The following is a 21,574-nucleotide window of genomic DNA, read 5'->3' on the forward strand; positions in this document are numbered from 1 at the left end:
TTCAAGTGACCTTCTTTTCTGATCAAGAAGTGTCTGAAGCACGAGTATTCTTACCAGAAGAAGCAACGCTCTTGAAAGATCAATTACCAACAGGGATCTCAGTTGAGAAAGGAGCACAGCCTAACGAATGGATCGTTCAGTCAGAACGTGCGCAACATACATTTGTCCTTCCTTTAGTAGTTGAACAGGTAGGAAACTATGAACTGTCGGTGGAAGAAACGACGGCTCATCTAGAGATCAGTGAGAAAGAAGAGACGATTGATGAAGTCCCAGTCGAAGAAACAGAATCTTCCGATGAGGATGAAGCAGGACAAGAGGAATTAAAAGAAGAAAATGGAATAGATGAAGAGCAAGAAAATGAACAACCGGCAGAAGAAGTACGTGAACCTGTATCAGAAGCTCCGCAGGAGCAACAAACCAATGAAGAAGAGACCGATGATGTGTCAAAAGTGGTGGAACCGACCGTCTTTGATGGAGAAACAGCAGAAGTCGCTACAATGGCAGAATTCAGAGAAGCGGTTGGCAATCCTGATATTGGGATCATTTCTGTTCAAGCCAATTTGACAGCGGCTACCGCAAACGTACTAACTGTGGATCGTCCGTTACTTATCCAAGGGAATGGGTATACATTGACTTTTGGTATCAATGGATTTTACTTTCAACTAGAAGAAGTAACACAAGCAAGCACCCTTCGAATTGAAAATGCGACACTGACAAAAGTTGGTGTTACACCATTAATCAACGCAACGGTAGAAAACAGTAAAAATTGGACCATTGAATTGGAAGATATAACTGAAGTGAATGCGAATACCTTGCGATTAGCCTCTCTTCCTGAAGGAAGCATTCACTTTACAGGTGGTGTATCAAACTTTTCACGTACAGCTTCTGCACAAACGTTCATCGAGGCAAAAGAAGTCTTAGCAACAAATCAAGCAGAGGTCACGATTAGTCGAGGGAATGCGACAGTCTTCTTCTCTTCTGCCACAGTGGCGGATCCAAAGCTTACGGTAGAACAGGGAGCAACAGTTACGATCACAACCACTGCAGGCGTAGCGAATACGATTGATCTAAGAGGAGAAAATCCCGAAATAGCTCTTCAAAACGGGGGTTTGTCAGTAAGTACAATAGGACCATCTACTGCAACGACACCAACAAACACAACTAACAATACGATCGTCCTTTCCGGTGTATCTCCTAAGTTTAGCTTGGATCAAGAAAGTACATTCTCTCTTCGAACGACATTATCAAAAAGAGGAATATATCTTGCTGGAAACAATTCGCAGCTTACGGTAAATAACTCGGAATTTTCTGTAACTTCTGCGACCGCAGAAGCAATTCGGTCAGAAGGGCAGAACGGGATTTTAACGATAGCAAACTCTAATATAAATTTAACTACAACAACTGGGAGAGCGATGAGAGTAAACGGAAAAATTAATATATTAAGGTCAAACCTTTCCACTAACTCTACAACAGGACTTCCTATATCTACGGATAATGCCAATGGAGAAATCGTTATTGATGAGAGTCAACTGAATTTAATCATGAGTGGTTCTAATAATGGAATTCGATTAGAAGGTGAAGATTCCCTATTAAGTGTAAAAAACAATAGTGAAGTGAAGCTAACCAGTGGAAGTGGAACAGCCCGAAATATATTATTTAGTGGAGCACGCTCAAAGATGGTTATTGAAAATCAATCCGAATTAATTTTGAATACAAGTGGACCGACAAGTGATGCAACTGATACAGCTAATAATGCTATACAATTTGTAGGAGCATCATCAGAACTAACAGTGAGGAATCAATCTATTTTAGATGTTAACGTAGCGGCAGGGGCGAAGAGAGGGGTCTTCTTCCAAGCAGATAATGGATTATTCCAAGTCATAGATAGATCTGAGATTAATGTTTCTACGGATGCAGCAAATTCCGTTCATTTAGCAGGAACTAAACATACTATATCTATTAGTAATGAAGCTAAAGTTTATCTTAAGAGTAATTGGACTACTGAAGCAAATCAAAATGCAAGCTTGTTTATAGGAACTAATGATAAAAGTGAAATAAACTTTATTATTTCAGAAAAATCATTGTTACAAGCCGATGCGAATATGTCGAGCGCTATAGTATTACAGGGAACTGAAAATAAATACACGGTAGAAGATACAAGTGAATTGATATTAAAATCAAATAGAACGACAGGTAATACAACTGTCGATGGCTCATACGGTAATGCAATGGCCACGTTGAGATTTTTAAATTCAGGATTTAGTGAATTTAATGTCAATAATAGCAATGTGTTTATTGAGAAATCTAGTGGAAATGCTCCTGGAATACGCATGTTGGGTGATAATAATCATATCATGGTTTCTAATGGTGGAAAATTGTATGTAAATAATCCAGGTGACGGACAAGTTAGTAATGGAAATACCGCTGGCGGCAATCAGGGTATTCATTTAACTTCTGGAGATAATACATCATTCTCCGTAACAGATCCGGGGTCACAAGTTACTATTTTAGCTGAAAATGGACCAGCTATAGATCTATCTGGAATGGGGAAAGTAAATAATAGCAATGGTGGTTATTTTGAAGCAGTGGGCAGAACTGCGACTGCTTCTGGTGGAGTATTTAGAGCAGGTGTGCTAGATGTAGAATTTGACAATCCTTTATTTATGGACTTCAGAAATAATCGATCTGGAGGAGGAAATCTATTTAATGTCGCAAGCGGATCTAGTTTAAAGGCAGCAAATAGTGATCTAGCAGTCTGGAAAAATGGGTCAAACTTAGACGGTGATCCAGATTTGAATTTTCCAACTTTAGATTTTTCTTTCTCTGGGACAAATTTCAATACTTTAGGAGCCACTAGTCAACCAGACGTATTGAATACTGGGACTTTTGGTACCACAGGATTGACGACATATTCTAGATTAAGTTCAAATAATTCCCGGTGGGCAATTGCAGATGAACTCAGGGTTCCAACAAATGCCGACAAAAAGATTCATGGACATATCAGCATTCCAGTTGGATTAGAAGAAAGCCGCTCTGCTTGGGATGGGGAAGCTACAGTCATTGTAGAAGTTGAACGTGCCAATGGAACGAAAACAGAACATACTGCTAAAACTGTGGGACACTCAAATGAAGAAAGAGGCATCAGTATCTATGGCGAAGAACCACGTGCTGGATTATTTGAAGTAGAGTTAGAAGAGTACCTACAAAAAGGAGATAAGGTTAAAATTAAAGACGTTCGCTTAACTTCTGGAGAGTTAACACAAGGATATGAAAATATTATCTTAACAGGTACAGTGGAAGTCTTTCCCATCATTCCGCCAACACCAGCCAAGTTTTCTTCTTCTGTGGTTTCAAATGATAGTACAACGATTAAAGGGTTCACTGAAAACAAAGAAGTAACGGTTACTGCTACCCATAATAATGAACCGATAAATACAGAAAATGTGGTTGTTGAAAATGATGGTACCTTCACATTAGACTTAAGCGAGCTGTCATTACAAGAAGACGATGAAATTCAAGTGTTCTTAAAAGACCGTGAGGGATCTGCTGCAGCTTCAGGGGTTATGAATCCGCCTCTAACGAATGATGAACAAGGTAATATCAATCCAAAATCTCCACTTTCTTTTCGTGATAAATTGTTTGATGAAGCAACAGTTTTAACGGTCCAGGACCTGCGACCTGTTTCACCTGTGGATCCATTAGATCCAGCAACAGAAATCAATCCAGAAAATAAACCACAGCTTCCAGAAGATCAGGGACGTTTAAGTATCGATTTTGTCTCGCAATTCCACTTTGGCTCACAAGCTATTTCTGTTCATGATCAAACGTATTATGCGCAACCACAACGTTTACTAAATGAAGATGGCACAGTAAATGAGTCTGAAGAACGTCCAAACTATGTTCAAATCAGTGATCGACGTTCGGAAAACGATCGCAACGGATGGACACTAGCGGTCACGCAAAAAGAACAATTCAAAGGGGCAGAAAATCAAGTACTTAATGGTGCTAGTTTGAGTTTATCAAACCAACAAGTCATTACCGCACAAGGAGGTACAGCACCAGGACTCCAATCCGTACCTTGTACATTAGTTCCTGGGAACCGACGAACACTTCTCCTAGCACAAGGAAGTGAAGGAACAGGGACGTGGATCTATCGTTTTGGCGATGGGGAGACGGCAGGTGAAAGTGTAGCACTAGATGTACCAAAGGGAGCTAATCCAGAAGCCACCACTTATTCTTCTACCCTAATTTGGGAGTTAAGTGCCGTTCCTGGCAATTAAACAAAAAAGGAAAAGAGGGACCTTCTCTTTTCCTTTTTTCTACTACTTATTATTTATAGTCTATCAACTAGAAAGGAGCGGCAATGAGTCAGCTATTTTATCATCTGATCTATCATGAAAAAACGAAACGCTGGTTTTTTATGTTAGAGCAGTTAGAAGAGAGCCAAACGTTGACAGGTAAAGACTTAGCAACAAAACTAAGTTGTACACAACGAACGATCCAATCCGATATCAAACAAATCAAAAAGTATTTTGACGCATCGATCCTGCTTCTGGGCGGAGAAGATGGCTATCATTTTTCCTTTCGATCGGCTACGGCGTTTACCAGAAAAAAGCAAGCGTTACTAGAACAAGAGCCCTTGTTTTTCTATGCAGATCAGTTAGTTGCCGGGACTCGAAAAACCAATCAAGAATGGGTGGAAACCCTCAATTTGTCCCTGGCTAGTTTTGGGCGAATCAAACGACAGTTTGTTCACCTATTAGAGGAACATTACCAGTTGACAATTGTCAAAAAGGACAATCAATTACAAGGAAGTGAACCGGCCATCCGTCAGTTCATGTACGACTTGTACTTCACGCTGCCTCTTTATCCAAACGTGTTAAAGCAACGAGTCGAGTCATGGGACTCGTTCGATCAACCAACTAGACCTGGACAGTGGTCACTAGATCCGATCCGTCTGAGTCAGTGGCGCCAACTGGCGCAATGGCGCATCGATCAAGGACAATGCTTACAGGTAAAAAAAGGCCAAGAGAAAGAGCAAGAAAGGATCGCTATCGCGCTAGATGAAGCTATCACACTCCCTTTTCCAGCACAAGAAAAATCAGCCTTGTTTCTCTTGTCATTAAACGAAGAGCAGTTTTTAAATCCACTGCGTCAAAAAGAATTTATCCAACAGTTTTCTTCAGAGGATGAACAACCCTATTTGACCAATGGTTTTGAAGAGGTGAACATTGCTTTTTTTGAAACAGTGATTGCTTTAATGCATCAGTTCTTTCAATTATCCGTGAGTCAAAACAAAGAAGACATGACTGAAGGACAGATAGAAGAAAAAAAATTCCTCGATCAGCTGATAAAGAACTACGATCGTACGAAAGATCGTTTCGAACGATCGTTGGTCCTTACTTTCCAATTAACGGGCAGTCTGGCTTTACAAGAGTGGATAAAAAAGAGTGTTCGTCACTACTTGCAAGTGAAAGGCTACCATTTAATAGAGGATATAGAAACTACTCCTTTTACACGACAATTGATCATAACGAATGGCAGAATATCACAGGAAAGATCAAATGTGGTGTGTCTATCAGGGATCCCAGAAGAAAAAGAAATCAAAGAAGCGTTAAAGATGATCGATTGGTAAATAGTATTACACGATCAATGCCGAAAGAATTAACGAAAGAGAAGAGGAAATAGACTATGAATCAATTAAAAACAAAAACTGACTATATCAAACAGTTTCAAGAAGCACTTGGTCAAGCAGAACCAGAACGAACAACCTTAGCAACCTATTTAGATAGTCAAGTGAAAAAATTAGATCAGCTGATTGAAGATATTTCGCAAGATACCTTTTGGCAGGTTTTTCCTAAGATTTTGGGTGTAGATGCCAAACTAACTTTATTGACTGAATTGATACCATTTGAAGACTTTTCAAATGAAGAGATCATCCGGATTGTTGAGAATGACTATCGAGATTATTTTAAAGAGTTGTGTGGGTACGACTTAAGAATGAAAGAAAAACCTTCGATAATTTTTCATGTCATATGAAATCGTACCTACTATTTAAAAAAGAGAGGGTTCAGAAATGACTAATTCTGAACTCTCTCTTTATATGCTTCAGTTGTAGAGAATCACTTTCTTATTGTATCCATAAAATTGTAACCAAATTATTCCTCCTTCGCGATTCAGTTTTATGAGTATTTGGGAAAAACATTAAAGGGTCAGAAACTTTTAAGTTTTTGACCCCTTTTTTAATTCCTCATTTCATAGATCTTTCAGCAGCTCAATTATTTAGGTCTGAAAGTTTCTTCTTTTAGAGTATATTCAGTTGAAACTTCTTTTGATTTGAATAAAAGAAAAATACAGATACGATCATGTTTATTAGCCAAAACAAGTAAATGTTACGCAAACAATGAACTTTATAATAGGGTTGGATATTTTTTTACGCTCCTTTCATTTTTGTAAGTTGTAACTATAATTAAACATGCGTATAGTTACACTATACAACTATTGGATTATAGTGGGAGGAGATTAAATTTGAGAAAAGCAGTTAGAGTATTTTTAGCAGTATTATTGCCGTGGTCGATTATTGTTGGAACAGGTGAATCAGTTGTAGCCGCAACAGATCAAAAAATAGTCAGTCAAGAAAGTTCAAATCAAGTAGAAGAAACGTTACCTGATCCCATTGACGAAAACCTAAATGAAGAAGCATTAACTGCTTTTGTCTCGGAACAAATTGATGATGGAACTGAAATAGAGTTTACAGAAGAAGGCGTTTATATCAATGGGAATTTCTATACTCCTGAGGAATTTGACCATTTATTAGAAAGTATAGAGGAACCTACTGATTTAAGTATAGGTATTTTAGCTGATTCTACTTCAAATAGTGGGCAAAGCAGAGCATTTTTTATTCCAGCTGTAGGATGGGCTTCAGTTTGGGTATATGGGGTTCCAGGAGTTGGTCAAATTGCTGTCGTAGCAACAGCTGCTGTAGGTGTGACTGTTGGAACATACATTTTAGGAAAAGCCATTATAAAAAGTGGACATTGGGCTTATAATAAAATTCGAAGTCATGTAAATTCGAAACCTAGGCCAAAAACGAAAAAAAAGTACAATACAATTATAGTAAATCAGTAACTAAGCAAGAATACACTAGCTACACATATGGCATTCCTAAGAGCCTTTTAGACAGAACCGGTCGCGTGAAATTAAAAAATATGAATCAAAAAGTTCATCGTAAGGGGGCACCTCCTGCTTGGAGAGATCCAAAAACTGGCTATACTAAAGAAAAAGATATGTCAGGCCATGCGGGGAAAGAATGGAAAATCAGAGATAAATCAGGGAATAGAAAAGCTTCAACAGATGGAAATGGAAAGATTATATCAAAATAGCCTTCATATCTTTAAAGAGGTTGAGAGGAGAACTTTTATGAATCCCAATATAAGGAGCATATTTTTGTCTTCATATAATACTTACAAGCTGAAAGGTAATCTAAGATTTGAACTGGCACCTGAATCAGAAGAGAACTTTCAGAAGAGAATCGAAGCAGCAAAGGATCGGGCTAAAGCATTGCTTAATGAGGTGTTTTCTGACGAGAAAGAACTACAAATAATTATTCCAGCTTCTAAATTCTCAAGAGCTGGCTTGATACGTAAGTACCTCTACAAAGCCAACTATCAAATCGTCGATAGTTTTACTACTTCTGCTTTTGATTCATATTATGAAAATCAAGCGACTATTTTAGTCATTAATACACAGAGAAACAATGTAAGAACTGCAAAAATTATTGATGGCTTGTGCTACAGAGATTTCAATGAAGTTGGAAAATTGAGAGTAAATGACAATCTATTTCTATATAATTTAAAGACAAATACTATTGTTAATATCTATGACGATAGGGGATGTGACATTTGGTCTAATAATATTCAAAGTCAAAAAAAACTGTATGATAGATTTAATGATTGGATTTTAGAGTATGACAAAAATGAAATAGATTTATTTTACAGTAATATTGACGGTATCTAAGAGAGTCAAACGATAGAAAAATTATAGTACTACAGCACAAAGGCACTCCCCAACCACAACGGAAGGGAGCGCCTTTTTTATGCTAGTTGTGACTGCTAGCATGTGAGTTGGATACCAACTTGCTTAGTTGTCGTCTTTGTCTTTCTCCCTCAACTGTTGTAAATTTAAAGTGTACCCTAAATAGACACAAGCAGCCTATTTGTCACTTTTCTTTTTAATTAGCAAATTTTTCAAATTTTAAATGGCACAAACTGTAAATATATGATCCCCCAAAAAAATCGTTTAGAAATAATGAAGTGATTTTTTTGATTTCATTAAAAATATCGTGTTCAGAAAACCAATAATTTCTGGACACTCTTTTTAAAAACCATAATTGATATGTATTGCTTTATTTTTGTGTTCATAAACTCGCAACTAAATCATTGTTCAATTAATATTTAGATTTATGAGTATTAGGACAAATGTTGGATGCGGTCAACATGATAGTTTTTGAGTCCAGTCTCGGAAGAAGTTAGCTTTGACGTACACAAAAAAACTTGTTATACTTCAGGTGTAGGTAAAAGGTATTGGTAGTACCTTTTACAGAACTGTTACGGCAGTAGTAATGAGGTTAGCTTAAAGGATTAGTCCTTTAAGCTTTTTATTTTGTTCGCAATCTCTAAGATCAAGTTAATGATCGTTAGGATTACTAGAATATTTTGCAACATTCTATTTAGAACGTAACCTTTCCCATTCCACTGTAATTCATTGGCAGACCTCCTTACAACCAACGTTTCAAAAAGAAATTGTAAAGTTGTTGGGGTCACCACGACCGAACAATACTACACCTGAAGGACAACAAGTTTCCTTATAAGTATATCACATTCTTGATTGATAGGTAGACTGCTTTTGCACTCTACCTTTTTATTCAGATAAAACAATTAGTGATTCAAATTAATAATAAACGAGTGGATCAAATTTCGTTGTGTAAAATACTATAAGCAACTGTGGTCAAAAACTTAATAGTTTTTGACCTTTTTTCCTAAAGAACTCTTCAAACGTTTAACGTTTAATCTGGAGACATAATTTATCGTTTCAAGAGCTTAATTTCTTTAAAAACAGATCCGCTTGTTTGCAGTATAATTTTAGCTATTATTTTCTAACTAGCACTAAACTTTCTTCGAGCATACCATTATAATCAATTTTCATAGTAGAAAGTCTTGTATTTATATTGTTAAAAAATGTATTGACAATTTATATGCAATTAAATTATATTTAATTGACCTTCTGGCTTAACACTCCATTTAGAAGGATAATATTTAGGGAGAGAGAATAGTGCAGGGAAAGAAGAATTATTTTAGAAAAGGGATCGTTGGTAGCGTCATCATTCTATTGACGGCTATTGTGATACCATCTACAATAGCTGTTGCTGAAAGTATCGGGGAAATAGATTCAAAATATATGGACTCTGAATATCCTTATTTAGTTGATTCTGAGGAACAAGAAGCTATCCCTCAAGAGCCAACAGAAATTATAGAGGAAAGAACGGAAAATGAAGTCGTTTTAGACAATCATGATGGTACTTTCACAAAGAAAATCTATCAAGAACCCATTTATACAGAAGCTGAAAACAGCGGAAAGTTAGAGGAGATACAGACCAATCTAATAATAGAAGATGGACGTATTCAACCAGATAATGTGACAATACCAACAACGTTTCTTCCAAAAATGGAAAAAGGATTGTATCAGATTGTAGGAGACGGGAGCGAGAAGATCTCCTTTTCATTTAAAGGCGCTTCAGGAGTAGCCAAAGAAAGTAAAGAACAAACGAGTGAAAAGAACCAATTAAATGAAAAAATAGCAGATTCTTCAGGAGAGGTAATTGAAGATAGCTCAGCAGCTAACAGCCAGATTCATACGCAAGAAACAATAAATGATCAGGAAGAAGAACAAGAAAAAATATATGGTGAAGAAGTATCAATCGTCACAGAAGATCGGGATGTTGAAATTTCTGAAAACGAAGCTCTTTACAAAAATGTTTTGCCAGAAATTGATTTTCGTCAAATGGTGTTTAATCAGTCAGTAAAAGAAGATTTAATCATCCATAGTGTAAACGATTACCATAGTTATTATTTTGAAATCGAAACATCATTAAATCCAAAGGTAGAGGATACTGGAGAAGTAACATTTCGAACGAAAGACAACAAATTTATTTATGAGATTCCTCGGCCGACAATGACGGATTCAAATTTTGATGAGCAATTGGGGTCAGGCATATCAAATGAAAGTAATTATTTTGAAGTGATTCCGTTAACAAAAAACTTGTATCAGCTTGTACTTCGAGTAGATAGTGATTGGATTCAGTCCACGGAACGAGTATTTCCCATTTATATTGATCCAAGTATTACTTATAACAAGCTGCAAGATGCCAATGCTAGACAAGCGAATGGAGGTACAAACTATAGCGGAGCAAGTTTATGGCGCCCACAACTAAAAGCACACACTTTGTGGGTAGGAAAATATCAAGATACACAAGCGAATCAAGCTTATTTTAAAACAGATATGAGTAAGATTAATCAAGCAACCATTCAAAAAGCGCAGTTTAAAGTATATAATGTTTGGCATTCATATGATAACTTATCTAATGAGCTGTCTCTAAATGCTGTTAATCAAAATTGGGACCCAAAAAAAATTACCTGGAACAACAAACCTTCGCACACTTATATAACTAAAACAAATGTAAAAAAAGCTCAGTGGGCTACTTTTGATGTCACAACACTTGTTCAAGAATGGTCAAATGGAAAGCGAGTTAATTATGGGATCAGCTTAACTACTAAGAATCAAGATGATCATTGGAAACAAGTAGTTGCAGCAGAAAATAGTACGAATATTCCATATTTTGAGATTACTTATGCATATAATAAACCAGTAAAGCCTACTGTCAAAGGTATAGCACATGATAATCAGAAAACTGGACATTTAGAAATAAGTTGGCCAAAGATAAACGGTGCAACAAGTTATCAGATTATCTTATCAAGTGGAAAAGAAAATTTAGCGTTTCCTGTTGGTAATGTCACTTCTTTTTCAACTAAAGGGAAAGGAATTTTTCCCACTGATAAAGAAATTGCGGAAGGGATTTCTCGCTACCACACAGATGGAAAAGGGACTGATTTAGCTCTTGATCCGAGAGAATTTTATGAAAACGTAGATGCAGAAGGAGCTGCAAATAGTCTAAAAGGAATATCAGGATATGATGTGAGAATTGCTGCAGTCTACCCTGGAGGTATTAGTCCTCAATCTGATTATGTACGTACCTATCTTCCAATAGGAGCACCCAAAGGCCCCATTGCAAAAGCCTATAGTAATTTAACTGAAGAAAATAGTGGTTATGTTCAGTTAAGTTGGGAAGAGGTTCCTTTGGCGGATAGTTATGAAGTATTAGTTTTTAACGGAAAAGATTATCAAACTTTCGATGTAGGAAATACATTAACTTGGACAACACAAGGAAAAGGTATTTGGCCAACCAACGAAGAAATTGCTGTAGGAAAGTACCAACTTCATACCGATGGTAAAGGTTCCGAGTTAGCCAAAGATCCACGACCAGTGTATAAGAATGCCGGAACACAATATGCGGCGAAGACAAATTATTGGTTTCGAGTCAGAGGGTATCGTAAAGACAATAAACATGTAAAAAGTAATGACTCTGCAGCAGCAACGCCAAGCATACCAGATAGTCAGGCGGATAAGCTGGGTATGACTGATTTTTGGACAAGTATTCCAGTTCGTGGTGGTCAGATCAATGCAGTAAATGGAAATTTGCTTGTAACGGAAGAAGATTTTAACTTAGAAGGTCGTGGAATCTCGATTGGCTTAACTCGTACATTTAATAGTTTCAATCAAGAAATGGGTATATTTGGTAAAGGTTGGTCTTCAACTTTTGAAGAAAGACTGATTGATAATGTACAAAAAAATGAAATTTATTGGATGGAAGCGGATAATAAGCAACACGTTTTTAAGAAAAAAGAAGCTGCTTATCAAGCACCACCTGGCCTTTTTTCTGAAATTAAAAAAGAAGCTGATGGAACTTATACGAAAACAGAAGAAGATAAATCAAAGACCATTTACTCTAAAACTGGAAAATTGGTCAAAGAAATTGATAAGAATCAAAATACCACGAATTACACCTACGATGCCGCAGACCGTCTGATAAAGATCAAAGATGCAAGTAATCGTGAGGTTATTCTAAACTACTCGAAAGATGGCTCTTTGGTAGAGAGCATCCAATTACCAGAAAGTAAGACTCTCTCATTTCGTTATGATAGCGAAGGGAAATTAATTGAATCAAAGACGGCCCGAGGGAAAACCTATGGTTATGGTTATAATGAGCAAAAGCAACTAATTTCATTGTACGAGCCAAAACATACAGATGAACATCCCCAAGAGACTAAATATGTTTATGAAGACAATAAAATCAAAGAGATAATTGATCCGGTAAAAAAGAAAACGCAGATTGCTTATAATACAACTGAACATGTTACTACTGTCACTAATGAGAAAGGAAAAAAAACCGCTTATTATTATTCAAAGGCAGGAAATCCAGAGAAGACGATAGAAGATATCGAAGGATTAAAATTAACCACTTCCTATCAATACGAGTCCAATAACTTGATGAAAGAAATCAATCCAAAAGGACAAGCAGAAACGTATACTTACGATGGAGAAGGAAACATTCTTACCTTCACAGATGCGTATGGTACAGAGACGTACGCATATAATAAGAACAACGATATTGTCACAGAAACAGATACAGAAAATCGTAAAACTACTACTGCATATGATGGAGCAGATGCATTATCAGAAACGATAAATGATGCAAATACTTCCTCGTTCACAATGTATGATCGCTATGGGAACATCTTGAAAGAGAGTGCTTCTTTGGGAACGGGTGAAAACATGGTGAAAAATAGTGGGTTTGAATCCGGCAATACAGAAGAATGGTATCTTTCACAAGACAAAACCCGTGCCAAAGGATCGATGAGTATTGATACCAAAGAACGAGCACCTGGTTCGCTAAGCGGGAAATATGCAATCAAGATCCATTCTGAACCCGCAAATAGTGATCGAAAAACACATAGCAGTACGTCTATCGCCCAACGATTTGATGTCGAACCAAATACCACGTATACGCTCAGTGCAGACATCAAAACAGCTAATATGAAAGCTTCTCAAGCCTTTTTAGATGTATGGTTTATTAAATCAGATAACCAAACTGGTGATGGGTGGCGGAATAACCGAGAAACGGCAATCCAAGGCAATAGCGATTGGGTTCGAAGACAAGTTACTTTTACTACCACAAAAGAGACACGACGTATCGGCATTTATTTAAAAAATGAGCAATTGGCTAATGAAGCTGGCAGCGGCGATGCCTGGTTTGATAATGTGCAGCTGGAAAAAGGCAGCACACATACTGGATATAACCCGGTACTAAATAGTGGGTTAGAGGAAGCAACAGGGTTACAAGAAATTCAGCATTTCTCTCTTTCTGGAACGAAAACGAACTTGCAGTTATCAGATGAAGCTTTCTCTGGAGAACAAGGATTTGAAATGACAAGAAAAAGCGGAACAGAAGGGAATGGGTATATTGCCCAATACGTCTCATTAAATCAACAGAAAGCTGAACCAATTACTATTTCTGCTTTATCTAAAGCCAAAAATGTGCAAGCAGGGGATAAAAGTGCTGCCCATCAAGACTACTCACTTTGGGCAGATATTATCTATCAAGATGGCTCGAAAGAATTAAGACATGAGAAATTTCCGACGGGTAATCAAGATTGGAACCGTGCGGCTATTGCCGTACAACCAAAACAGCCAATCAAAGAAGTCAAATTATTGTTTATGTTCCGAAATCAGATGACTGGTACTGCGTATTTTGACAATCTTCGTATCATGGAAGGGAACAGGCTAACTGAAAGTGAGTATGATGTTGCTGGAAATTATGTGGTTGCTCAATATGATGAAGAACTTAGAAAAACAAGTTTTACCTATGATACATTTGGAAATCGTTTAAGTGAAACAGATGAAAAAGGACAGCAAAAGAATTTTCAATACGATAAAGACAATCAATTGGTAGTTACTCGATTGGCGAACGGGACAGAAGTGAAGTATACGTATGATGATAACGGGAATATAACGAAACGAGAGATTGTTGCGAATGGCATAGCTCAAAGCCATGGGTATAGTTACGATGCTGATGATAAAACAACCTTGTATCAGGATCCATTAGGTCGCAAGATTTCTTATGAATATGATGCCAGCGGGAATGAAATTGGTGTGAACATGCCCAACGGTCATCAGATTAAGAATGAATATGATTCGGCAGACCGTCAAACAAAAGTTTTGTGGGGGGCTACTCCTGCTTATAGCTTTCAATATGATCCTAATGGGAATCAAACTAAGGTTACAGATCATCTCAATCAAGTAGTAACTGATAAAATATATGACGATGCAAATCGAATCACTAAGGTTCAAGAGCGCGGGGGAACCATCAGTTATCAGTACAAAGACAAGCCAACAAAAGATAATAAAGGAAAGACAGATAAAGTAGCCGATGTCACCATAAATAAGGGAGCGTATTCGAGCAAAGTTAGCTATGAGTACAATGCGTTGGATCAAAACACTAGTGTTAGTGATGGCGACAACAAGTATAGATTTGATTATGACGAGTTTGGAAATAAAACGCTCTACACCGCAGGAAATGGTTCTATGTCAAACTTTAGTTATGATCAAACGAATAAACTTACAGAAGTAGCAATCGGAACTAAAAACCATATTCAAGTGTTAAAAGAGAGTTACGCATATGATGCGACAAGTAATCGGACGAGTATCGTGCATACAGACGGGAAAATGACAACATACAGTTACGATTCCACTAATCAATTGACTAAAGAAGTCTTACCTAACGGAGAATTACGGTCTTACACTTACGATGGATTTGGGAACCGAACAAGTGTAACTATCAACAACGCAACTCATCAAGCAACTTTTAATGCCGGAAACCAGTTGATTAGCTTCAATGGTCAAGCACTAACCTATGATGCAAATGGGAATCGTCTAAGTGATGAAAAATATAACTACGCTTGGGATCAAGCGGATCGCTTGGTAGGGGTGACGAAAAATGGGGAAAACCAACCATTTGTCACATACACTTACGACGAGGACAACCGACGATTGTCTAAGAAGATTAATGGACAGATAACGAACTACCATTATGATGGTGATAGTATTGATGTGCTGTATGAAACAGATACGAATGGGCAAGTTTTACGTCATTATATCTACTCTGATGACAATATTCGCTTAGCTATGAAGAGTGGGAAAAACACGGTATACTATCATTACAATGGGCATGGTGATGTGGTTGCATTGACGGACGAAAACGGCCAGCAAGTAGCCAGTTACACTTACGATGCTTGGGGAAACGTTCTAACCAGTGAAGCAAAAACGGAACTAGCGAAAAGCAATCCTTATGGTTATGCCGGATATACGTACGATGCTGAAATCCAACAGTATTATTTAATGGCACGGTATTATCATCCGGCTCATGGAGTTTTTACCTCTCTTGATCCTGATCCAGGAGACGAAGATGATCCATTGACCATGAATGGATATACTTACGCGGACAATAATCCAGTGATGTATGTTGACCCTAATGGGCATTTTGCGATTGTAGCTGGTCTAGGGATTTATATAAGTGCAAAAGTGATTTTTACTGGTGTAACTATGTTAGCTGGAGCAGGTATAGGTTATTATTTGGCGAAAAAACGACCTTACAGCAAAAATAAAAGAAATACTAAGCAGGTTCCACCAAAAGGACAGCGAGGGTACAGAGGAAGAAATAGAATAAAAACTCAAGTAAAAAATGGTAGAACACACCAGAAAAGAATTTATGATAAAAAGGGGAAGCCACGTGTTGATATCGATTACAATAACCACGGTAATCCTAAACGACATCCCCATGTACCACATAAGCATATATGGAGAAAAGGTATTAGAGATAAAAAAGGTATAAAGATTCCAAAGCATACTAGAAAATAATAATCATAATGAAGGAGATGGTATAGTTATGTGGATTAATATAACTGATACAAAAGATATTAATTTAATTGTTGAAGATTATGACAACTTCCATGATGCTATTATCGAAAAAGTTAAATTTGTTTCTGGAATGAAAGTAGACGATGCAGGAAGTATAGTATTCGGAAGTGGCATAGATGATTTTTTTTTTAAAGATTCAAAATTGATCATGATAATTAGCTCACAATCTAATAATTCTAAAATAATCTTTAAGTTTGAAGAGTTATTAGATTTTAAATATCATTTTTCATCAAAATTAGATAACATATTATATGATGCAACTCTTGATTATAGAGGATATAGATTTCACTTTAAAACAGATTTGTTTGATATTACAGCAAAAAAATTGCTATATAAATTTCAAGATTGAAATTTGTATCATAAAATCAAAGCCACCCGTCGATCGGGTGGTTTTATTTACACATTAATCTGAGATATCCCAAGGACTCTTACATCTAAAAAAACAAAATCATGGAAGAAAGCTGGCTGGGCAGTGGCAAAAAGTGCAGCGACTTCTGCGGCCTTTGGTTGTGCTTTCAAAGTTCTAGGGAGAGGTCTAAAGTTTGCCGGATCAGGATATAAGTCGAGAACTTCTGTTATAGGGCTTGCTAAGAGAATGAAGTATACTAATACGGTAGCTAACCGAATGTCTAATCCATCAAGATATATACCAAAGTATTATGTAGCGAATACTATTAAATATGGAAAAAAGGCAGCAGATACTGGTGTAAAAGGACTAAAGAAATACATTTATTAAATCGGCGTACTCATCTATGTACAAGAACGGAAAAAAGTATAAATTGAAAGTAGTGTATAATAGATTCACAAAGCGAGTATATCACACTCATTATTACAAATAATTAGATGAAAGGATGAGAAATTTGTGTTTCAAGATATTCGAGTCAATAAGATAGTTTTTGTTTATCCTAAGTGGATAAGGAAGTTTGAGCTTCGAGAATACGCAAGGAATTTAGAGTTTGAATGGGATACTGCTACAGAAGATAACATCAAACACTTAAGAAATGATAGTAGAGCTAAATTGGATTTTTTAGGAGTTGTACCGCGACTTCAGCTTTCAGCATTCAGAGCAGTAGCTCATTTTATCGATGATAAAAATATTTATTTTCAACTATTATCTGCTAAAAGAAAAAAGGGAGAATAGGAAAATCTTGATGAGAATATACCAGACCAATACTTTTCAATTAGTTTGACTGATTTCAATAAACTACATAAAGCAGGGGATATTACAATTGAACAAATTGTATTTTTAAATCGAAAAAATGAAGATTAGGAATTAAGTGTATTTTTGATCGTACCGCACTAATTGATTAATTTTTTGAAATTTAGATTGAGATCGAATCAAGCAAACCTCTCTCTTTAATATACCCAATAAAAATGATGATTTTGAATTATGATATTCTTTTTCATGAAACAGATTGAAGAGAGTTAATTATGCGAAAATCAATTCTTAGGGTTATGACGGATATGCGTGCCATTAAATACTATTGAAATCTAAAAGTAGTATTTAATGGCACTTTATTATATAGCTTGTAATGTTTGACTCTCTTGATCCTGATGGGCATTTTTCTATAGTAGCTGGCATAAGGATTTATATAAATGTAACAAGATTGTCCGGAACAGGTATAGGTTATTATTTAAGCTTCTAATAAAATTAAAAAATCTACACCAAATCTTTCTTATAGCTCGTGAGGCCTTATAAAGGCATTAAGGGATGTAGAATAAAAACTATAACTATAACAAAAAAAAAATCTCTATAAAAATGATAGAATACACAAAACAATGTTTTTGATAAAGAAAAGAAGCCGCGTGTTGATATCGATTACAGTAATCACAGTAATGCTAAACGACATCCCCATGTTCCACACAAGCACAGCTGGAACAATAGAAATGTAAATGGCCAAAAGTACCCAAGATATAATAAGAAATTTAATAAAAGGAGATAATGTGAATTGTGGAGTTATATAAATAATTCGGATGAAGTAGGATATTTGAATGAAAAGTATGGAAATTTTCATGATTCATTTGTTGAAAAAATGGAGTTTTACTCGGATATGATACTAAGTTTAGATGGATCGCTATCGTATGCTAGTGTTAGTATGTTAACCAGTGAAGAAGGTATGGAAAGTGATATGTATGAAAACGCAAGTCTATTATTGTTATTGAGTTCTCTAGAAACATCTTCAAAGGTCGTCCTCAAATTTCAAGGAGTAATAGATTTTAATTATAATTTTTCATTTAGAAGCGATAATCTGCTAGATGAACCTACTTTAGATTTTAAAGGTTACAGATTTCATTTTAAAACTAATTTATTTAACGTATCTTCAAAAAATATGGCGTACAAAATTATTTTATGACCTACTTAACTCACGGAATTTTTATCTAACTAAATCTCGATTAAGAGCATCTATAATGTGTATGCCCACTTGGATAGTAATCCATTGAATAAATTTAATTCATATGGATAAATTCCGGTAACAATCACTACTTGGGTAGGATTTTTCATTGCTGTAAAAATTACTCGAATTGTTATAATATGGATTGTTGAGTTTCTTTATGTTTTCCGATTAGTTAAAAGAACGCGGAACGGTCACAGATCTTAGAGCTATCATCAACGACGAAAAAAAGTGCAGGTGCATATGATGAGAGAATTACCATTAAAAGATAACCTAACAATCTTAACTACACCCACAAAAAGCAATTTATGTATATTTTCAAAAGAAAAAGCTACTATTAAAATTTTTGAAGAAGATAAAATAATTCATACTTTTGAGAATGAACTGTTCGAACAAAAGGAAATTAAGATTCATGAAATTATGATGTATAAAAATGAATGGTATCTATTTTTTTCGATGGATGATGAAGAGGCTATCTTTATAAATAATTCTATTACTGTATTAGGAAACGGAATACTAAATATAGTGCCATCTCCAAGCGGAGTATTAGTTGCGTATAATGAAGAAGGAATACTATCCGCAGAAAACGATTGGGCTCACTATGGATTAGTAGAATTCAATATAGATTTAAATAGATTTAATGCAGTACTCCCTCATCATTTAACTTCGACATTAATTGATCTAGGGGCTATATCTACAATATCCGCTAATGGTGATATCTTTTTAATCGCATATACTGATGCAGAAACACAAATAATGATTAAATGTAATTTGTATAGCCATTTAACTGAAGTAAAAGAAATTGGGTGTGACGCTACCATATTTGAACTTCGACAGTTTAATGATTATATTTGCGTTTTTGTAGAAGATTCCATTTACTTATTTGATAAAATTATGTGCTATATTAAAAAAATAGATATTAGTGAAAAAGTAGGACACGAGATATATAATGTTTATTCTAGTAAAAACAATATTATTTTTGAAACAGAGGAAATGTATATTGTAGCCACTATGGGTGAACTGCTAAATAGCATAATATAGTCTAAAATGTTATCATCATTATTTAATCATTGAATTTACCAATGAAACTGCAACCTAATATGTGAGAGATTAAAGTCAGACCAAGAGTGAGATACAATGGATGATGACTAAATTATTTGAAGAATATGGTGGGGTGCGTTGAAAAGTGCAGCAAATTATGTGGTTTATTTGTTAATAATATCCAAATGATTAAATCATCAAGGTGTTGAGGAATCTATTTAAAAGAGTGTTCAGAAAATAACTATTTTTTGAGCACTCTTTTTAGATACCATAATTGCAGTGAAGATTTTTATTTTTATGTCCTTAAACTTTTAAATTAAATGATTGTTCATTTGAAAACCATTTTTATAAGTATTTGGACAAATTCTTAACGGGGTCAGAAAATTAATAGTTTTTGATCCTTTTTCTATATTAAACAATAGAATAATAAATTGTAATGAAAAAATTATGTTATAGAAATTTTCTCTTAATTTTTAGTTATTTCATCCGTCTATGAAAATAATGATTTCAAATCAATTGAAATTCCATGTAAGCTTAGTCATGTAAGAAATAAGTATGCATACGAACTTACAGATAAAGTATCAAAAACCTTCGTTTTTTAGAACGATTGTCTGTTATGTATCCTCTTTTTCAGAAATCCTAATCTAACAACTTTTCCAAGACATTCGATGGTATCGGATGTCTTTTTTTATTGTCCTCTCAAATACGAAGAATTATGAGACATATCAGTTGTTTTTATAAGAAATTTGAAAAGTTGATAGAGAGGGAATAATTGGCTTAACTGGTGTGTATATACCTACAGGAAAACCTGATTCAAAACCACCAGAAATACGTTAAAACGTAGAATTTTAAAGCACTCGATACTATTTACACAAGTTCAAAAGGAGGTGATTATATGTGCAATTATTAAAGAGGAAATGTATTTGGTTTTGTTTATTAGCATTGTGGATTTTTGTCCCAACTGTTTCTGCTCAAACGGTTCAATCGAATAGTTCGATTACCTTTCAAAATATCATTCAAGACGAAATACAGCCGGAACCACCAAAAGGAGATCAAGCAGACATTCAAGAAATCTCCTCATATAAGAAGCCAGGAAGGTTTCCCCAGCTAATGGCTATAAGAGAAACACATAATGTCTTTTTAGGAGGCATTTTGTTGATCGTGTTTGTCCTATTAAAGAAAAGGAAAGAAGGAAAAAGAAGTGAAAAAGAAGTATTTAGCAATCGGATTACTTAGCAGCCTATTGTTTGGAAATGTTGTTACAGCTTCAGCCGAACAATTAACAAGAAATGCAGAAACAGAAGGAGAAGTAACTCTTTCGATAATTGATGATGTTGATACGGTTGATCCAGATCCAGATCCGGATCCAGGTCCTGGAATTATCATTCCCCCAGTACAAACCGGGGAATTTTCCATAACCTACGTGCCCACTTTAAATTTTGGGATCCACGACAATGTTAACTCAACAGGTTTATTAAAATTTGAGGCCCAGGCAGAATCCTTTGAAGTGAATGACGATTCTGGGGAAGAAGTTTTGCGTCCACATTTTGCTCAAATTCGTGATACTCGTGATGTATCAACAGGATGGACATTGAGAGTTGAACAAGTAACACCATTTATCAATGATAATAATGTGCAATTGAATGGTGCATCCATTACGTTTAGTAACCCAAGACTTTCTCAAGCTTGGGATTCCGAGGTTGTTATTCACTCAAATCCTGTCACTATTTCGGCGGAACATGGCAGCCAAATTCTTATGAGTGCAGAAGTGCTTAATGGACGTGGATGGAATTCGATTACCTGGGGAACGTTAAATGGCGAGGTAAATCCGAATATTGTTTTAGAAATTCCAGGGGAACGAGCAAATGGCCAATTCACAAGTGAATTGAATTGGAGTCTAAGCAATGTCCCTTCTTCGCTGGCCCCTGTTATTTAAGAACAATGAAAAACGTATTGGTAGAATATTGTTGGTCTCTTTTATATGAATGAGA

14 protein-coding genes are annotated in these 21,574 nt (G+C 35.8%); all 14 read left to right on the forward strand.

Going from position 1 to position 21,574, the window contains the following annotated elements:
- Positions 1 to 71: 71 nt before the first annotated feature.
- Positions 72 to 4,280, forward strand: coding sequence for a WxL domain-containing protein (locus FJU10_RS13395; RefSeq protein ID WP_223273070.1), 4,209 nt, complete (start codon positions 72 to 74; stop codon positions 4,278 to 4,280).
- Positions 4,281 to 4,363: 83 nt separating this feature from the next.
- Positions 4,364 to 5,635: a helix-turn-helix domain containing protein gene (locus tag FJU10_RS13400; RefSeq protein ID WP_140966144.1), complete on the forward strand. Its 1,272-nt coding sequence runs from the start codon at positions 4,364 to 4,366 to the stop codon at positions 5,633 to 5,635.
- 56 nt (positions 5,636 to 5,691) lie between these two features.
- Entirely contained in the window at positions 5,692 to 6,039 is a 348-nt protein-coding gene (locus FJU10_RS13405; protein ID WP_140966145.1) for a DUF7006 family protein, read from the forward strand.
- 489 nt (positions 6,040 to 6,528) lie between these two features.
- Entirely contained in the window at positions 6,529 to 7,128 is a 600-nt protein-coding gene (locus FJU10_RS13410) for a hypothetical protein (protein ID WP_223273071.1), read from the forward strand.
- Between the two features lie 65 nt (positions 7,129 to 7,193).
- Positions 7,194 to 7,382, forward strand: a complete 189-nt coding sequence (locus tag FJU10_RS19440; RefSeq protein WP_223273072.1) for a hypothetical protein — start codon at positions 7,194 to 7,196, stop codon at positions 7,380 to 7,382.
- Positions 7,383 to 7,419: 37 nt separating this feature from the next.
- Complete coding sequence (locus tag FJU10_RS13415) at positions 7,420 to 8,016, forward strand: DUF3885 domain-containing protein (protein WP_189372328.1); 597 nt, start codon at positions 7,420 to 7,422, stop codon at positions 8,014 to 8,016.
- Between the two features lie 1,314 nt (positions 8,017 to 9,330).
- On the forward strand, positions 9,331 to 16,089 hold the full coding sequence (locus FJU10_RS13420) for a DNRLRE domain-containing protein (protein WP_140966147.1): 6,759 nt from the start codon (positions 9,331 to 9,333) through the stop codon (positions 16,087 to 16,089).
- Between the two features lie 28 nt (positions 16,090 to 16,117).
- On the forward strand, positions 16,118 to 16,498 hold the full coding sequence (locus FJU10_RS13425; protein WP_101699500.1) for a hypothetical protein: 381 nt from the start codon (positions 16,118 to 16,120) through the stop codon (positions 16,496 to 16,498).
- 123 nt (positions 16,499 to 16,621) lie between these two features.
- Positions 16,622 to 16,885 carry a hypothetical protein gene (locus tag FJU10_RS13430; protein WP_140966148.1) on the forward strand — a complete coding sequence of 88 codons (264 nt, stop codon included), beginning with the start codon at positions 16,622 to 16,624 and terminating at the stop codon, positions 16,883 to 16,885.
- 126 nt (positions 16,886 to 17,011) lie between these two features.
- Positions 17,012 to 17,290 carry a hypothetical protein gene (locus tag FJU10_RS13435; protein ID WP_140966149.1) on the forward strand — a complete coding sequence of 93 codons (279 nt, stop codon included), beginning with the start codon at positions 17,012 to 17,014 and terminating at the stop codon, positions 17,288 to 17,290.
- 808 nt (positions 17,291 to 18,098) lie between these two features.
- A complete protein-coding gene (locus tag FJU10_RS13440) occupies positions 18,099 to 18,503 on the forward strand; it encodes a hypothetical protein (protein ID WP_140966150.1) in 405 nt (134 codons plus the stop codon).
- Between the two features lie 285 nt (positions 18,504 to 18,788).
- The gene (locus FJU10_RS13445; RefSeq protein ID WP_223273073.1) at positions 18,789 to 19,583 is read left to right on the forward strand and encodes a SufE protein; all 795 of its coding nucleotides are present in this window, start codon (positions 18,789 to 18,791) and stop codon (positions 19,581 to 19,583) included.
- Positions 19,584 to 20,480: 897 nt separating this feature from the next.
- On the forward strand, positions 20,481 to 20,819 hold the full coding sequence (locus FJU10_RS13450) for a hypothetical protein (protein ID WP_140966151.1): 339 nt from the start codon (positions 20,481 to 20,483) through the stop codon (positions 20,817 to 20,819).
- Positions 20,785 to 21,519, forward strand: coding sequence for a WxL domain-containing protein (locus tag FJU10_RS13455; protein WP_140966152.1), 735 nt, complete (start codon positions 20,785 to 20,787; stop codon positions 21,517 to 21,519). The genes FJU10_RS13450 and FJU10_RS13455 overlap by 35 nt, the downstream gene beginning before the upstream one ends.
- The last annotated feature ends 55 nt before the right edge of the window (positions 21,520 to 21,574 follow it).

Origin of the sequence: Enterococcus sp. OL5 (genome assembly GCF_006491895.1) — a bacterium.
Classification (GTDB): Bacteria; Bacillota; Bacilli; order Lactobacillales; family Enterococcaceae; genus Enterococcus_D; species Enterococcus_D innesii.

Excerpts from the sequence above, each read along its gene's own strand:
- FJU10_RS13400 (WP_140966144.1), top strand. The coding sequence starts at position 4,364 with ATGAGTCAGCTATTTTATCATCTGATCTATCATGAAAAAACGAAACGC.
- FJU10_RS13405 (WP_140966145.1), top strand. The coding sequence starts at position 5,692 with ATGAATCAATTAAAAACAAAAACTGACTATATCAAACAGTTTCAAGAA.
- FJU10_RS13415 (WP_189372328.1), top strand. The coding sequence starts at position 7,420 with ATGAATCCCAATATAAGGAGCATATTTTTGTCTTCATATAATACTTAC.
- FJU10_RS13425 (WP_101699500.1), top strand. The coding sequence starts at position 16,118 with ATGTGGATTAATATAACTGATACAAAAGATATTAATTTAATTGTTGAA.
- FJU10_RS13445 (WP_223273073.1), top strand. The coding sequence starts at position 18,789 with ATGAGAGAATTACCATTAAAAGATAACCTAACAATCTTAACTACACCC.